Origin of the sequence: Paenibacillus sp. YN15, assembly GCF_003285005.1 — a bacterium.
Classification (GTDB): Bacteria; Bacillota; Bacilli; order Paenibacillales; family NBRC-103111; genus Paenibacillus_AR.
In genome coordinates this window covers 17,990-32,515 of record NZ_QMFA01000058.1, presented here as the reverse complement: position 1 = coordinate 32,515, position 14,526 = coordinate 17,990, and the positions used below count along the sequence as shown (strand labels likewise).

16 protein-coding genes are annotated in these 14,526 nt (G+C 57.2%); 12 read left to right on the top strand and 4 right to left on the bottom strand.

The window, feature by feature from the left end; genetic code table 11:
• Positions 1 to 187: 187 nt before the first annotated feature.
• Together DQG13_RS28395 and DQG13_RS28385 are read left to right on the top strand one after the other, a co-directional pair.
• Positions 188 to 664 carry a DsrE/DsrF/DrsH-like family protein gene (locus DQG13_RS28395; RefSeq protein ID WP_113023566.1) on the top strand — a complete coding sequence of 159 codons (477 nt, stop codon included), beginning with the start codon at positions 188 to 190 and terminating at the stop codon, positions 662 to 664.
• A gap of 588 nt (positions 665 to 1,252) precedes the next feature.
• Positions 1,253 to 1,510 carry a metal-sensing transcriptional repressor gene (locus DQG13_RS28385; protein ID WP_113023564.1) on the top strand — a complete coding sequence of 86 codons (258 nt, stop codon included), beginning with the start codon at positions 1,253 to 1,255 and terminating at the stop codon, positions 1,508 to 1,510.
• Between the two features lie 24 nt (positions 1,511 to 1,534).
• Here the strand turns inward: DQG13_RS28385 and DQG13_RS31060 are convergent, their stop codons facing one another.
• Positions 1,535 to 1,825, bottom strand: coding sequence for a hypothetical protein (locus DQG13_RS31060; RefSeq protein ID WP_181593052.1), 291 nt, complete (start codon positions 1,823 to 1,825; stop codon positions 1,535 to 1,537).
• Between the two features lie 53 nt (positions 1,826 to 1,878).
• Positions 1,879 to 2,214 carry a helix-turn-helix domain-containing protein gene (locus DQG13_RS28375; RefSeq protein WP_113023563.1) on the bottom strand — a complete coding sequence of 112 codons (336 nt, stop codon included), beginning with the start codon at positions 2,212 to 2,214 and terminating at the stop codon, positions 1,879 to 1,881.
• A gap of 205 nt (positions 2,215 to 2,419) precedes the next feature.
• Between DQG13_RS28375 and DQG13_RS28370 the strand changes: the two genes are divergently transcribed.
• The 3 genes from DQG13_RS28370 to DQG13_RS28360 all read left to right on the top strand — a co-directional run bounded on the left by DQG13_RS28370 (position 2,420) and on the right by DQG13_RS28360 (position 3,734).
• Positions 2,420 to 2,680 (top strand): hypothetical protein, encoded by a 261-nt coding sequence (locus DQG13_RS28370; RefSeq protein ID WP_220094460.1) that lies wholly within the window; start codon positions 2,420 to 2,422, stop codon positions 2,678 to 2,680.
• A gap of 57 nt (positions 2,681 to 2,737) precedes the next feature.
• Positions 2,738 to 3,172 (top strand): cytochrome C oxidase subunit IV family protein, encoded by a 435-nt coding sequence (locus DQG13_RS28365; protein ID WP_113023561.1) that lies wholly within the window; start codon positions 2,738 to 2,740, stop codon positions 3,170 to 3,172.
• A 100-nt stretch (positions 3,173 to 3,272) separates the two neighbouring features.
• Complete coding sequence (locus DQG13_RS28360) at positions 3,273 to 3,734, top strand: DUF420 domain-containing protein (protein ID WP_113023560.1); 462 nt, start codon at positions 3,273 to 3,275, stop codon at positions 3,732 to 3,734.
• Positions 3,735 to 3,848: 114 nt separating this feature from the next.
• Here DQG13_RS28360 and DQG13_RS28355 read toward each other — a convergent pair whose 3' ends face one another.
• Together DQG13_RS28355 and DQG13_RS28350 are read right to left on the bottom strand one after the other, a co-directional pair.
• Complete coding sequence (locus DQG13_RS28355) at positions 3,849 to 4,763, bottom strand: GNAT family N-acetyltransferase (RefSeq protein WP_113023559.1); 915 nt, start codon at positions 4,761 to 4,763, stop codon at positions 3,849 to 3,851.
• Between the two features lie 99 nt (positions 4,764 to 4,862).
• The gene (locus DQG13_RS28350; RefSeq protein ID WP_483874475.1) at positions 4,863 to 6,755 is read right to left on the bottom strand and encodes a rhamnogalacturonan lyase; all 1,893 of its coding nucleotides are present in this window, start codon (positions 6,753 to 6,755) and stop codon (positions 4,863 to 4,865) included.
• A gap of 386 nt (positions 6,756 to 7,141) precedes the next feature.
• Here DQG13_RS28350 and DQG13_RS28345 point away from each other — a divergent pair, with 386 nt between their 5' ends.
• The 7 genes from DQG13_RS28345 to DQG13_RS28315 all read left to right on the top strand — a co-directional run bounded on the left by DQG13_RS28345 (position 7,142) and on the right by DQG13_RS28315 (position 14,501).
• Positions 7,142 to 7,864, top strand: a complete 723-nt coding sequence (locus DQG13_RS28345) for an ABC-2 transporter permease (RefSeq protein WP_181593051.1) — start codon at positions 7,142 to 7,144, stop codon at positions 7,862 to 7,864.
• 15 nt (positions 7,865 to 7,879) lie between these two features.
• Positions 7,880 to 8,305: a GntR family transcriptional regulator gene (locus DQG13_RS28340; RefSeq protein ID WP_113023557.1), complete on the top strand. Its 426-nt coding sequence runs from the start codon at positions 7,880 to 7,882 to the stop codon at positions 8,303 to 8,305.
• Entirely contained in the window at positions 8,298 to 9,224 is a 927-nt protein-coding gene (locus DQG13_RS28335) for an ATP-binding cassette domain-containing protein (RefSeq protein WP_181593050.1), read from the top strand. The genes DQG13_RS28340 and DQG13_RS28335 overlap by 8 nt, the downstream gene beginning before the upstream one ends.
• A gap of 4 nt (positions 9,225 to 9,228) precedes the next feature.
• Positions 9,229 to 10,134, top strand: a complete 906-nt coding sequence (locus DQG13_RS28330) for an ABC transporter ATP-binding protein (RefSeq protein WP_113023555.1) — start codon at positions 9,229 to 9,231, stop codon at positions 10,132 to 10,134.
• Complete coding sequence (locus DQG13_RS28325; RefSeq protein WP_113023554.1) at positions 10,127 to 11,419, top strand: ABC transporter permease; 1,293 nt, start codon at positions 10,127 to 10,129, stop codon at positions 11,417 to 11,419. The genes DQG13_RS28330 and DQG13_RS28325 overlap by 8 nt, the downstream gene beginning before the upstream one ends.
• Before the next feature lie 394 nt (positions 11,420 to 11,813).
• Positions 11,814 to 13,580, top strand: coding sequence for a putative bifunctional diguanylate cyclase/phosphodiesterase (locus DQG13_RS28320; protein WP_181593049.1), 1,767 nt, complete (start codon positions 11,814 to 11,816; stop codon positions 13,578 to 13,580).
• Between the two features lie 117 nt (positions 13,581 to 13,697).
• Positions 13,698 to 14,501, top strand: a complete 804-nt coding sequence (locus DQG13_RS28315; RefSeq protein ID WP_113023552.1) for an aminoglycoside phosphotransferase family protein — start codon at positions 13,698 to 13,700, stop codon at positions 14,499 to 14,501.
• Positions 14,502 to 14,526 lie beyond the last annotated feature (25 nt).

Below are 14,526 nucleotides of genomic sequence, written 5' to 3'. Positions count from 1 at the left end.
CAGAATTTCCGATATTCTCCCAACGTAAAAAAGGACCGTCAGGGCGATGTTCCCTGACGGTTTTTCTCAGTGTTGGATAGGCTCCGGGAATGCAGGCAGGCCGCCCATTTTTTGCGGATATACATAAATTGGCATGGGGGGAGGGAACAATAGCGGCATACGAAAGCCAAAGGAGACGGGATCGGATATGGACAAAAAAATGAATCTGCTGATGTTCAGCGGCGAATACGACAAGGCAATGGCGGGACTGATTTTGGCCAATGCGGCCAAGGAAATCGAAGTGGATGTGACCATGTTTTTCGCCTTCTGGGGGCTGTTTCTGGTGCGGGACCCGGAGCGGATGAGTCTGGAGGACAAGACGCTGTACGAAAAAATGTTTGCCATGATGACTCCCCGGGGACCGGATCAGCTGCCCCTGTCCAGAATGAACTATGCCGGTCTGGGCAAGCACATGCTGGAGGAGATGCTTAAAGATGATGAGGCGCCGCAGCTGATCCACTTTCTGAAGGGGGCCCGGAAGAAGAACATCAAGTTTTATGCCTGCCGCCTGTCCGTGGAGGTCATGGGCTTCAAGCCGGAGGAGCTTCTGCCGGAGGTGGAGATTATCGATGCCAAGACGTATCTGCGGGATGCCCTGGATTCGGATATGCAGCTGTTTATCTAGTCCAGCTGGGGCTGGTGAGTGGTTCTTGTCGGCGGGGAGCGGGGCAGGGCAGGCGTCGGCGGGGGTGAGCCAGGGCAGGCGCTTGCGGACTCACGATCCGTTATTTGCCGCTATAGCGCACTTTTGCGGATTTCACGGACTCACGATCCGTTAATTGTTCCTAGGTGCCTCTCAGCCCGCCATTTTCCCGCGTTTAACGAATCCTGTGTCCGCCTAGCCGAAAAAAAGCCGCTTTTTTACAAAATAACGGAACCTGAGTCCGCTCCGGGGGTGGGCTGCATCCGTGAGCTCGTTGCGAGCCCGTTCGCTCCGAGGCTGGGCTGCTTCACATGAGCCTACGCTCCAGCCCTTCCCGCGAGCCCGTTCGCTCCGGGGCTTGGCTGCTTCACGTGAGCCTGCACGCTCCAGCCCTTCACGCGAGCCTGTCTGCTCCGGGGCTTGGCCCCCTTCCCGCAGGCTTCCCGAGAACCCAGCCGCTCCCACCGGCATCCGCGGCAGAGTCAATGGGGTTGCATCCTTGGCCTTCCGCACCCATAATATACCTATACAGGTATAACGTCTGATTCTAGAGAATGGGAGGATGCCGGGATGAAATTTGATGATGATGTGAAGAAGCGGCTGAAGCGGATTGAAGGCCAGGTTCGGGGTGTGCTGAAAATGATGGAGGAGGGGGAATCCTGCAAGGATGTGGTCAGCCAGCTGGTGGCGGTCCGCAGCGCCGTGGATAAAACAGTGGCCTATGTAGTGGCCACCAATCTGGAGAAGACCCTGCTGGAGGAAAAAGCGGGGAGCAAAGCCAACAAAGCGGTCAAGGATGCCGTTGACCTGCTTATTAAGAGCAAATAACCCAAAAAAAGAGGAGGAAGCAGGTTAATCCCCGCCTCCTCCTCCGCAATCTCCTCCGCCTGCGTCGGACCCGCCGCCAGAGTCGCCGCAGCCGTCGCTGCCTCCCCAATGGCCGCCTGAATCGCTGCTCTCCGGGCCGGCTCCTCCGCTGTCCGGAACATGCCCATGGCGGTGATCCCCGTCATAGGAGCTTCCCCCATGATAGAAGCCGGAGGCGTCCCCGCCGCCCGGATAATGCCGGTTCCTGCTGTTCGTTCTTTTGCCGGCAACCATCGCAATCACAATAAACACCAACACCACTGTGAGCATTTTCATGGTTCTTCAACTCCCGCTTATAAAATAGGAGGATCGGATGCAGCTCCGGACGCTTACAAGGCGCTGGCGCTTTTTTGTTTATCCATCTTCCACTGTGTAAAGGCAAGGAATTCCTCAAGCTGTTCCTTGGTGACGCCGTTTCGGCGGGCTTCCCGGAGAATCTCCAGCCATTCCGCATCCAGCGGCTCCTCATCATCAAGCTGCAGCAGGTCCTGAGGCGCCACCCCCAGCACTGAAGCGATCTTCTCGATAAAAGAGATGGAGGGGTTTTTTTGGATATCCCGTTCGATGGTGCTGAGATACGATTTTGCAACGCCTGCCCGGTCGGCTAAGTCCGACAAGGATAATCCCCTTTCCAGACGAAGCTTCTGGATGCGTTTCCCGATCATAACTGATGCCTCCTCATGCTGTTATCAAGTTGCTTATAGTATACCATAACTGTTCGTTTTGCAGAACCACCTCTCCTGGGAAAAGAAGGATGCAAGAATCCAATGGGTTTTCCTGCATTGACAAAAATCTGTAACAATTTTATAGTGATTCATGAAGGATATTACCACAACTATAAACGTTGGAACAATTCATTATTCGGATAAAATGATCGAATTTTTCACCTTTATCGACAAATTTAATGAAAATAAATGTTTCCTCCGGCTGCGCAATGAAAAAGCTGGCGAAAAAAACGGCAGGACGCCTTCCAACAAACCGCGTTTTGGAGCCGGTTTGCGCCGCTTCGGCCTTCAGTTGGAGTCCTTGGGCGCAGAAGCTCCCGATTTTCCGGCATGCCGAAAAAAGGAAAGAATGCGGTCTTTTTTTCATTTGTATAGCCAGGTCGGAGTTCGTTTTGGGAAACAGTGAGACATAAAACGGTCTGTTGCGGGAGCACGCCTATGTTGGAGGAAAAGGGGGATCGCCATGAGCTGGGAGTATAATCACAGAGTGGAAGCGGCAGGCTCTGCTGTCCCTGCCCAGGCTGCAGCTGCCGCGGCGGCGGGGGAGCAGGCGGTGGAGCGGGAAGCGGCGCCGGCCAGGGAAGCGGAGCTTCCTCTTGTGTCCGTTCATCCGGCCGTTCGCCGCCGGGAATCCGTCAGCCGGATTCACCTGTTCGCCTTTGCGGCATCGGTGCTGCTCACCCTGCTGGCCTTCGGGGCGGCCATATACGGGGAGATGCCGGCGGACCTGCTGGTTCCCTTCCTCATGCTGATGGCGGTGATCCAACTGGTCATTCAATTGATCGACTGGATGCGGCTGAAAAACGGCGGCGGGCTTTATTCCATTCTGAGTCTGATCTTCGGCGGCGTCATCACCTTGGCGGCCATCGGCGCGGCAATCTATTGGGTGTGGATCTAAAGAGGCTGGCGCGCAGGCTCATGAAATGGTATCGTAGACAAAAGATGGGCAGGCGAAACGCCGCTCTACTTTTCACGAAACGGACGGGGATCATACGGATATGGGAACTGTGCTGCCGACAATATGTACGCTGTTGATTGCCATTAGCGCCACGTTTGTAGGTTTTGGCTGGCATGCCATCGTCAAGGGGCGCCGGGAACGGCATCAGAAGCTGATGCTCTGGGGCGCCGTTACGGCTCTCCTGTTTTTTCTTCTATATGTAGGGCGGACGGTATTTGTGGGGAATACCTCGTTTTCCGAGGAAGCGCCGGTTTGGGTGAGGGACGCCTACTTTGTATTCCTGCTGTTCCATATTGTGCTGGCGACGGTAGCCGGCGCCTTCGGACTGGTAACCTTGTACCAGGCGTACAAAAAGGACTTCGCCCGGCACCGGAGGGTGGGCAGGCTGACTGCCGTTTTGTGGCTTTGCACCGCGCCCACCGGCATCATGGTCTATGTGCTCCTGTACCTGCTGTACCCCGGCGGAGCTACCAAACCCGTCATCGACGCAATCTTCGGGTAAGCCCAACAAAACAGGCGGCCAACGGAGCATAAGCTTCCGCTGCCGCCTGTTTTGTTGCGTGCATTCATCCGGGGGCTCCCCCGAAGGGAACCGAATTGTCTCGGAGCCAACTCGTCACTTGCGGGGAGCTTGTTTTTCCGGCGCCTGGTAATAATCCATCACCGATACGTCCTGAAACCCGCAGGAGGTGTAAAGGTGAAGGGCGTTGCTGTTTTTGCATTCCACATCCAGCTCGGCCTGGGGAATATTCTGCTCCCGGATCAGCTGCAGCGCTTCCCGGAGCGCTGCCTTGCCGAAGCCCCGGCCCCGGCATTCCGGCACAATGCCGAAGCCGCTGATGAAGGCCGCGGAATCGCTGTACGTGATCTTGATCCGGCCGATGGCCGTCTCCCCGCGGTTCACCAGATAGGTGACCTCTCCCCGCAGCTCCTCTTCCTCGGGAAGAACCCGCTCCTCCCCGATTCCGCCGAAGATGGCCGTATCCAGCTTCTCCAGCTCCGGCACATCCCCATTGCCTGCCTTCCGCAGCGATACCAGCCCTGACCGCTCCACCGGCCCAACCGGCTGCAACCTCATGCGGTATTCGGAGAAATCGTAAGTCCCGGACACCGAGCGGATAAAGCCTTGACCGGACCCGGATTTTCCGTCGGACAGAAGCAGAATCTTATCAAAGCCCCGTTTCCTGCACTCCGCCAGGGCCAGTCCGTACAGCCTGGAAAAAATCCCCTTCCTGCGGAAATCCGGATGGGTCATGCCGTTCAGCTCCGCCGCATTGCCGCCGCCGAAGCTGGCTATGCCCAGATAGGCCGCCAGCTCCCCGTCCGCGTAATAGAGAAATTCATTCAGCTCCGTAATTTCGGGGGCGGCAGACTTGGGTCTGTTCAGCCGGTATTCGGTCTCCAGCTTCAGATTGGTCCCGTCATGGTTGCGGCAAACCGCCTCCAGCCGGTTAATCTCCGCAAACTGCGTGGGGGTAATATATTGTTTGATGACGATGCTGTCATTGCGGATCGTCCCGTCTTCATTCATGCGCATTCTCCTTTCCCTTGCCCAATAAGCATAGTATGGCACGGAGGAGAAAAAAAGAGGCGGATTTCATTTTAATTGAACTATCCAGGCTTTCCCTGGTTAAGGTGCGGTATAAATGTTCGGTTGGGTTACGGCGCCCATGCCGTCGCCCAGATAGAAGCCGGTATGAGGCGGCTGGTTGTAGGCTACATTCTGCCAGGCGATGCCCAACCGGTAAATGGGATCATGCATCAGCGTATAAATTTTGTTGGCGGTCACCGCAGTGGTGGTATACACCCGCAGGGCGCTGCTGTCCGCAGTCCGCCAGACGGCTTCCTCTCTCCAGTCGCCGATGAGATCGGCTTGCAGAGAGGGATTGCCCTTGGTGCCGTTGTTGGAGCTGGTGCCGGTGGCAGTCAGCAGGTTGGCGGTGGTTTTGGCGGTGTAGTTCCACTTGTCGATTTTGCCCACATTGGAGCTGTGGTCCAGCAGCTCCCGGAGCAGATCCCCATCCCACCAGATGCCGAAATTAATGGAGGAGGGAGTGGTGGAGCTGATCAGCGTGCCGGTGGCGGAGCGCAGGCCCACTCCGCTGGAGGCCCAAACCTCCTCGCCCCGGTAGGTGGGATCGATGTCTGCGGACATGCCGCGCCCCGTATCCGCTCCCGTATTGACGCCCCATAGAATGGCGCCGGTTTTGGCGTCGAACATATACGCGCCGTAGGCGGCGGAGGTGCTTTCATTGACCTTGAACACCTCCAGGCCGGCCCGGTCCGGGTTCAGGTCGCCCATATGCATGGCGTCCCCATGGCCCATGGCCGTGTTGTACAGCTTGGCGCCGTTGTCATCGATGGCCAATGCGCCGTATACAATTTCATCCTTGCCGTCCCCGTCCACATCGCCGACGCTGAGGTTATGATTGCCCTGCCCGGCAGTTCCGGGATTGGTGGAGCTGTTGCTGTCGAAGGTCCACTTGCGGGTCAGCGTATTGTTCCGCCAGTCGTAGGCCACCACCACAGTCCGGGTGTAGTAGCCCCGGGCCATGACAATGCTGGGCCGGACGCCGTCCAGATAGGCCACGCAGGCCAGGAAGCGGTCCACCCGGTTGCCGTAGTTGTCGCCCCAATCGGAGACATTGCCCCGGGCGGGCAGGTAATCCACCGTGGTCAGGGCCTTGCCGTTGGTGCCGGAGAAAACGGTCAGAAATTCCGGACCGCTTAAAATATAGCCGCTGGAATTGCGGTAATCCGCCGTGGAGCTGCCGATGACGGCGCCGGTGCCGTCCTTGGTGCCGTCCGCGGTTTTGCAGACCACCTCCGCCTTGCCGTCCCCGTCGAAATCATAAACCAGAAACTGGGTGTAGTGGGCTCCGGCCCGGATATTCCGGCCCAGGTCAATGCGCCACAGCCGGGTGCCGTTCATTTTATAAGCATCCAGATACACATTCCCCGTGTAGCCGGATTGGGAATTATCCTTGGAGTTGGAGGGGTCCCATTTGAGGATAATTTCATAATCCCCGTCTCCGTCCAGATCGCCTACACTGGCATCATTGGCGCTGTAGGTGTAGGCCACACCGTCGGGAGTGGTGCCGCCTGCCGGTTTTTGCAGCGGAATGTCCAGATAGTTGTTGGCCCATACTGCTGCCGTGGGGGAAGCGGCCTGCTCGGTGCCGTTGACCACCGCCTTCACATAGTAGGTGGAGGAGGCGGTGCCGCCGGAATCCTGGTAGTTGGTGCTGTTGGTAATCGGACTGGAGTTCAGCTTGACGCCGTTGCGGTAGACATTAAAGCCCGTGCTGAGTGCTTCCGTCCCCAGAAGACGCCAGCTGACAAAAACACCGCTGCTTGTTTTGACGGCCACCACACCCCGGTTCAGCTTTTCCATCTGCCGGGCGCTTGCGGCGGACACCGGCTGGGGAGCAGGGCTTAATCCCAAGGGAACCAGCAAGGCGGCGGCAAGCATTAAACAGCTTATCTTGCGAAGAGTCAACCGTTTGGATTTGGCCAATAACATCAATATTCCTCCTTTTAATCGATTTGGTAAGCGGTTTCAAAAAATGCCCTTTATGCAAAACGCAGTGGCAAGAGAAGGAGCCTCCTTTCTTCAGGGGTGTGGGAATATATGGATGCCCTTGATGTACAACCCTAGTATAGATAATTTTTAAAATCACGCATTCAAAAAAACAGACAATTTTGTTTAAAAATCAGGGTATTTTTGCAAAAACAGGTGTTATTTATAATTTCATATGTGTTTGGGGGTGGAAGGGAGGGAGATATTCCTGACCGAAGGGGATAATAGCCAGAAAGGAGAAAAAAGGAAAAGAGGGTTGCTTCTCCTAGAGGATCGTGTATACTGTGTATATAGATATATACAGAATAACACTGGAGGAGATGAAGGCCATGAATGTTGTGGGAGCGCTGGTGAAGCAAGAGATGCGGAAGATACTGCTGCCCGCCTTGTTTACCGGAATCTTCTTTGCATTTATGGGAGGCGTCACCGGAATGATGTTTCTGGAGCTTGATGATCCCGACCGGAGCCAATGGGCCGCACGGATGATTTATGAAAGCATGGCCGATCTGGTGGCGGTTTCCATGACATGCTGCCTGGGCTTTACCTTTACCCGGGATTACTTCAGCTTTTACCGGACAGACGCCTTTTCCAGGAAGCTGGCCTTTTACCGCAAGCTGCCGGTGACCGACAGGGAGATTGTGGCGGCCCGGTATCTGGTGTTTCTAATCAGCCTTCTGCCTATGGCGCTGTGTTATTTCGCCGCCCTGTATCTTCCGGTGAGAATGGAGCAATTGGCTACTGGGACGGAATTTATCCAAGCGGCTGTGCTGTGGCTGGGAATGTCTCTGGCAGGCGGGGCGGGATTTCTTTATTTGGAGCTGGGGGTTTCCGGCAAAGCCTACCTGCTGTTGAATGCGGTGGTTATGGGGGTGATGTTGGCAGCCGTCATCGCCCTTAATCTGGGCGGCCTTCATTTGGTGGGCGGCAGCCTGAGTCTGGTCCGCCGCTGCGGAATATGGCCGTCGCTGGCCGGAGTAGCGGCCGGAGCGGCAATTGCCCTTCTGGTGGCCCGGGCCACCGTCAGAAGGCTGGCCGTCAGGGATTTATTTTAGTCGGGAGGAATGGCTATGCTGCTTCCTATACAGATATCCCCGTCCAGCCCCGAACCCATGTACCACCAGATTGAGGTGCAGCTGCGGGGGCTGATTCTGGGGGGGAGGCTGGCGGAAGGCGCGCCGCTTCCCTCCATCCGGGAGCTGGCGCTGGATCTGTCCTGCAGCGTGATTACCATACGGCGGGTTTATCAGGATTTGGAGAATGAGGGGTTAATCCGGACCCGCCAGGGCACAGGGACCTTCGTGGCCCAGGTGCGGATGGAGGACCGGGAGCGGAATCGGCTGGAAACAGTGGCCCGGGTGTTCCGGGAGGCGGTGGAAACCGCCCTCCGCTACGATTGCGGACGAACGGATATGCACCGGCTGCTGGATGAGGCTATTGACCGGCTGGAGCTGGAGGCGTCGGCCCAAGGGAAGGGAGAGGATACCCGTGAGTGAGCAAACGGTACTGAAAACGGAGGGGCTGGCCAAAGCGTATGGCAGCTTCCGGCTGGGGCCGGTGAATATCGCTCTGGAGCAGGGATACGTCTATGTCATTATGGGGCGCAACGGCTCCGGCAAAAGCACCCTGTTCCGCATGTTGACCGCCATGGTCAGGCCGGAGCAGGGAACACTGGAATGGTTCCCGGAGCGTTCGGCGGGGCCGCCCTCTTCCGCCGGGCAGGTGCAGCTCTTGCGGGATATCCGCCGCAATGTGGCGTATATGCCCGATGAGTTGGATACTCCCGACGAAGGCTGGAGCCTGCGGGAATGGAGGGACGCCGTTCACCCTTTTTATCCGGCGTGGGATGATGACTGCTACAGGCGGCTTGCGGCCCGCTACGGGCTTGATGAAGGGAAGCCTATGAAGAAGGCGTCCAAGGGCACGAGAAGGCTGGCTGCCTTCGTGATCGCCATGGCCCAGGCTCCCCGGGTTTTGGTGCTGGATGAGCCGTCGGCGGGGCTTGACCCCTTTGCCTGGAAAATGATGCTGGAGGATCTGGCCGCCTTCATGTCCGCCGGAGACAGAACCATCCTTATGGCTACCCATATTGTGGAGGAAATCCGCAGGTTGGGGGATTATCTGCTGTTTCTGGATAACGGCAAGGTCCACGGCCCCTTCGAGAAGGATGCGCTGGCCGAAAGCTGGCGGACGTTGTGGGTCAGCGAGCTTCCGCCGGCTGCGGAAGCCCTTCCCGGAGTGGCTGCCGCGGAGCAGGGAACGGCGGCCAGACTGGTTTCCCGGTCTCCCCAAGAGACCCGCGCCGCCTTGGAAAAGCTTGGCCTTACCGTCACCGAAGAGCGTCCGTTGGAATGGGATGAACTTTTTTGGCATGTGGTACGTAATAAAGGCAAGGAAGTTAAGAGAGGAGAATAAGCCCATGAGTGTGCTGGATGTGTCAAGCGTAAGCAAGCAGTACGGCGACAAAACGGCAGTGGACGGCATCAACCTCCAGGTGGAGCAGGGGGAAATCTACGGTCTCCTGGGCGCCAACGGCGCCGGCAAAACCACCACCATGCGGATGGTGCTGGGACTGATCTACCCCGATGGCGGCTCCATCCGCTATAACGGAAAGCCTTACAGCGGCGAGATTACCCGGATGCTGGGATATCTGCCGGAGGAGCGGGGACTGTACCCGAAGGTCAAGATCAGCGAGCAGCTGGTGTATTTGGCCCAATTGAAGGGGATGGGCAAGAAGCAGGCGGACGCCAATCTGAAGCGTTGGCTGGAGCGCTTCGGCGTGCCGGAGTATTACGGCAAGCGGGTGGAGGAGCTGTCCAAGGGCAACCAGCAGAAGATCCAGTTTATTGCCGCGGTGATTCATGAGCCGCAGCTGATTATTCTGGACGAGGCCTTCAGCGGTCTGGACCCGGTGAATGTGGAGCTGTTGAAGGATACGGTGAAGGAGCTGCGGGACAGCGGCGTCAGCATTCTGTTCTCCACCCACCGGATGGAGCATGTGGAGGAGCTGTGCCGCAACATTACCATTTTGCACAAGTCCAAGACGGTGTTGAAAGGCAATCTCCGGGACATCAAGAATCGCTTCCCTAAGGAGAAGGTGCTGCTTTCCACCACCGGTCAAGTAGAGGGACTGGACTCCATCCCCGGGGTCACAGCCGTAACCCGCCACGAAAACGGCTACGAGCTGCGGGTGAACCGGCCGGAGGCCGCCCGGGAGATCATTACCATGGCCCTGGGCCAAACGGATGTGCATCACTTTGAGGTGAAGGAACCTACCCTGAATGAAATTTTTATCAAAACAGTAGGAGGAGACGGACATGAATAACGGTTTTCTCACGGTAATGGGGTTTACCATCCGCAATAAATTCCGTTCCAAGTCCTTTCTGGTCACCTCTGCGATTCTGGCGCTGCTGGTGATTGTCGGCTCCAACCTGCCCTACATCATCTCCAAGTTCCAATCGGATAAGCCGACGGAAATCGGCATGGTGGCGGGTGACCTGGCAACGCGTCTGGGTGAATATTATGAAACCCAGGAGAAGCCGGAGGTGATCCTCCGCCAGTATCCCGACCAGGGCTCCGCGGCGGCCAATGATGCGGCCATGAAGGAGCGGATTTCCTCCGGGGAGATCAAGGGTTATCTGGAGCTGGGGGCGGCCAATGGCGCTTCGTCCTTCCCCAAGGTAACCTACAAGTCCAAAGCAACCATTGATTTCGGCTTTACCAACAAGCTTCGTTCGGGGCTGGAATATGTGAAGAACCAGGAGGTGGCCAAGGGACTGCCTGCGGAAACCCTGCAGAAGCTGATGACTCCGGTGGCCATTGACAATGTGCAGATTTCCACCACGGACGGCGGCGCAGGCTCTGTGGGCCAAGAGGGCAAAACCGCCCAGGAGGTGCAAATTGCCACCGGTATGGTTTATATTCTGGTGATCGTGCTGTTTATGGGCGTTATGATCACCGGCCAGCTGATCGCCACGGAAATCACTGCGGAGAAAAGCTCCCGGGTGATGGAGGTGCTGATCACCAGCGTTTCGCCCCTGAAGCAGATGTTCGGAAAGATCGTGGGTATGCTGGTGGTGGGCTTAAGCCAGATTCTGCTCATCGCGGCGGTGGCGCTGATCAACCTGACCCTGCCCCATAACATCGACACGCTGAAGAACCTGAACATTGACTTGGGAGACATTGATCCGCTCTTGATCGTCTTTGCGGTCATCTTCTATCTCCTGGGCTACTTCCTCTACTCCACGCTGTATGCGGCCGTCGGCTCCATTGTCAGCCGGACGGAGGAGCTGGGGCAGGCGGTGATGCCGCTGACGCTGTTTTCCCTGGCGGGCTTCTATCTGGCCATCTTCGGCCTGACCACGCCCAATGCCACCTATGTGGTGGTGTCGTCCTTCATCCCGTTTTTCTCGCCGTTCCTGATGTTTATGCGGATCGGCCTGACGGACCCGGCCTGGTGGGAGGTGGCGCTGTCCCTGTTGATCCTCTGCGGCACCATCTTCGGCCTGGGCTGGCTGTCGGCCAAGATTTACCGCACCGGGGTGCTGATGTACGGCAAACGCCCCACCCTGAAGGAACTGAGCAAGGCCATGAAGGCGTACAAGGTGTAGGAATCAGATTGACAGCGGCAAACCTCTATGTTATGGTGAGTGAATACTTGAGAGGCATTCCGTACAAAACGGGATGTCTCGTTGTATTTTAAATGTGGTTTTTACATTTAATGTATGATTTATTGCAATTATAATATGTTAACGAGGTGCTTTCGTTGAAGCTCACCATGGAAAGCTTTTTTAAGCTGGTTTCAGTTTTGTCTACTGTGTCCATCGCGGTCATTTTTCTGTACCTGCTATTGGTGCGGTAAGCATGGAAACGGACCCCATATAGACTGCTCCCTATATTCCTCTACATTTCCAAAAAAACGCATAACAAATAGAGGAATTTGAAAATTTTTGTAGAATATTAGGGAGAATGCAGTCATTTGCACGTCAAATGTGGAGGGAGTCCATGCTGCGGATACAAAAGAGCGATTATCAGCCGGACATCAAGGACAAAAAAGGAAGCGGCGAGCTGCCCTTGGCTCCCCTCTCCAAGCAGGAGTTCAGTCCCCTGCGGGGGGCGGGCAGGATTGCCCTGATCTACCTGGTTTTGGGCAGCCTGTGGATTCTGTTTACGGACCGGGCGGTGGCTGCCATCGTTTCCGATGAACAGTGGATTGTCCAAATCAATATGATCAAGGGCTGGTTCTTTGTATTTACCACAGCCGTGCTGATCTTCGGCCTGATCTTCCGGATGCTTGCGGAGATCAAGCGGAAAGAGGCTTTTCTGGAGCTGTCCTACAAGGATGCGGTGGGCAGCCATGAGCGGCTGGAGGCGGCTTACGAGGAGATTATCGCCACCGAGGATGAGCTCCGGCTGCAATACAGCCAGCTCATCGAGAACCAGCGGAAGCTGGCGGAGAGCGAGGAGAAGCTGCAGCATCTGGCATACCACGATCCGTTGACAGGCTTGCCCAACCGGCTGGCGCTGTTCGAACTGGCCGGCAAGGGACTGCTGGAAGCGGAATCCCGGGCTGCCCTGCTGTTTGTGGATATCGATAATTTCAAATATATCAATGACACCCTGGGCCATGCCTTCGGCGACCAGCTGATTCACCGGACCGGACGGCGCCTGGAGGAGATTGTCGGGGAGAGGGGCGGCATTTACCGGTTTGGCGGGGATGAATTTATTGTGCTGCTTGCTTTATCCCGGGAAGAGGCGGATGCCGCCGCCGCGGAGATTCTCTCCGCCTTCAAGGAAACGGTGGATATTGACGGGAGCTTGCTGCGCATCAGCATGAGCATGGGAATGAGCCTGTATCCCGAGCACGGCAAGGATATCCAGGAACTGGTGAAGTACGCGGATATCGCCATGTACCAGGCCAAGAGCGGGGGCAAGAGCACTTGTGTCGTGTTTGAGTCCTGGCTGACCGATTCCTTCGCGGAGCGGATGCAGATCGAAAACCGGCTTTATGCGGCCATGGAAAATAAGGAATTCCATCTGGTCTACCAGCCCCAGGTGGACCCGGCGGGGAACCGGGTGACGGGCTTGGAGGCGCTGGTGCGCTGGGACAGCCCTGAGCTGGGCCAGGTTTCCCCCATGCGGTTCATCAAGGTGGCCGAGGATACCCGGTTTATTATTCCGCTGGGAGCCTGGATTTTGGAGGAGGCCTGCCGGTGTTTGAAGGGGCTTCGTGAAAAAGGCTTCTGCGATCTGACCCTGTCGGTAAACATTTCCACGCCCCAGCTGCTGCAAACGGATTTTTATGAGCTGGTGCTGGATACGCTGGCCTCCACCGGGCTGTCTCCCCGGGATCTGGAGCTGGAGCTGACGGAAACGGTGCTGCTGGAGTCGTATGACCATGTGCTGCCCAAGCTGTCCGCCTTGAAGGACAGGCAGGTGGGAATTGCCCTGGATGATTTCGGGACGGGGTATTCCTCCTTAAGCTATTTGACCCATTTGCCTATCTCCACGCTGAAAATCGACAAGTCCTTCATCGACCTTCTGTCCACGGACCATCCCCAGGCGTCGCTGGTGGAGGAAATTATCCGCATCAGCCGCCGCATGAACCTGTCTGTGGTGGCGGAAGGGGTGGAAACCCGGGATCAGCTGGACCGGCTTGCGGAGCAGGGCTGCGACAGAATCCAGGGCTATTACTTCAGCCGTCCCCTTCCCCCGGAGGAGCTGGAGGCTTTTCTGGCGGGCTGGAGCAATCATTCAGGCGCGGCCGGATAAAATCGCTACATCTATATTTTCCCTGTTATTCCCTGTGAAGCTGGCCTATGGTGAGGATAGCGGCCATAACGGATGCAGGGAATTTTTGGCGTTTAAGCGCAGGGAAGGATGTTAACGATGGAAGAGTTTCGTATTGCCGATGTCGGCGGGGAGACGCTGCTCTCCGCCGCCAAGTCGGTTCATGCCAAGGACGGAATGGTCCTGCGTCCCGCGGCGCCCTGGACCTCCAGTGTCCATGGGCTGCTGAGGCATTTGGAGCAGAAGGGATTCACTTTTGCCCCGAAGGTGCTTGGGACCGGCTATGCAGCCGACGGGCGTGAGACCCTGAGTTATGTGGAGGGGGAATTTGTCCATCCCGGCCCGTGGAGCGATGAAGGGCTGTACCGGATCGGGCGGATGCTCCGCAGCCTGCATAATGCCGCTGCGGATTTTCAGCCTCCGGCGGAGGCCAGATGGCAGCCGTGGTTTCTCCGGGAGCTGGGCGGCGGGGCCAATCGGGTGTTCGGGCATGGGGATGTGGCGCCTTGGAATGTGGTGACTTGCGACGGCCTGCCAGTAGGTCTCATTGACTGGGAATATGCCGGTCCGGTGGACCCGATGGCGGAGCTGGCCCGGGTATGCTGGCTGTTTCCGCAGCTCCATGACGATGATGTAGCCGCTCTGGCCGGACTGCCCGACCTGGCTGCGCGGGCCCGGCAGCTGCGGATTCTGGCGGATGCTTATGGCGTCCCTGTGGAGCAGCGCGGGCTGCTTCTTGACCTGATCATTCAGGTGGCGGTCACTGAAGCGGCGGAGGAGGCGGTGGAGCTTGGTGCGGGGCCGGAGAGTCATGGCCCGCTGTGGGGCATCGCCTGGCGTACCCGTGCCGCAGCCTGGATGCTGCGCCACCGGGCGGTGCTGGAGCAGGCGCTGCTGGAATAGTTAAGGCCGGCTTGCAGGCCCGCCC

Coding starts and splice junctions, on each gene's coding strand:
- DQG13_RS28395 (WP_113023566.1), top strand. CDS start 188: ATGGACAAAAAAATGAATCTGCTGATGTTCAGCGGCGAATACGACAAG.
- DQG13_RS28385 (WP_113023564.1), top strand. CDS start 1,253: ATGAAATTTGATGATGATGTGAAGAAGCGGCTGAAGCGGATTGAAGGC.
- DQG13_RS31060 (WP_181593052.1), bottom strand. CDS start 1,825: ATGAAAATGCTCACAGTGGTGTTGGTGTTTATTGTGATTGCGATGGTT.
- DQG13_RS28375 (WP_113023563.1), bottom strand. CDS start 2,214: ATGATCGGGAAACGCATCCAGAAGCTTCGTCTGGAAAGGGGATTATCC.
- DQG13_RS28370 (WP_220094460.1), top strand. CDS start 2,420: ATGATCGAATTTTTCACCTTTATCGACAAATTTAATGAAAATAAATGT.
- DQG13_RS28365 (WP_113023561.1), top strand. CDS start 2,738: ATGAGCTGGGAGTATAATCACAGAGTGGAAGCGGCAGGCTCTGCTGTC.
- DQG13_RS28360 (WP_113023560.1), top strand. CDS start 3,273: ATGGGAACTGTGCTGCCGACAATATGTACGCTGTTGATTGCCATTAGC.
- DQG13_RS28355 (WP_113023559.1), bottom strand. CDS start 4,763: ATGAATGAAGACGGGACGATCCGCAATGACAGCATCGTCATCAAACAA.
- DQG13_RS28350 (WP_483874475.1), bottom strand. CDS start 6,755: ATGTTATTGGCCAAATCCAAACGGTTGACTCTTCGCAAGATAAGCTGT.
- DQG13_RS28345 (WP_181593051.1), top strand. CDS start 7,142: ATGAATGTTGTGGGAGCGCTGGTGAAGCAAGAGATGCGGAAGATACTG.
- DQG13_RS28340 (WP_113023557.1), top strand. CDS start 7,880: ATGCTGCTTCCTATACAGATATCCCCGTCCAGCCCCGAACCCATGTAC.
- DQG13_RS28330 (WP_113023555.1), top strand. CDS start 9,229: ATGAGTGTGCTGGATGTGTCAAGCGTAAGCAAGCAGTACGGCGACAAA.
- DQG13_RS28325 (WP_113023554.1), top strand. CDS start 10,127: ATGAATAACGGTTTTCTCACGGTAATGGGGTTTACCATCCGCAATAAA.
- DQG13_RS28320 (WP_181593049.1), top strand. CDS start 11,814: ATGCTGCGGATACAAAAGAGCGATTATCAGCCGGACATCAAGGACAAA.
- DQG13_RS28315 (WP_113023552.1), top strand. CDS start 13,698: ATGGAAGAGTTTCGTATTGCCGATGTCGGCGGGGAGACGCTGCTCTCC.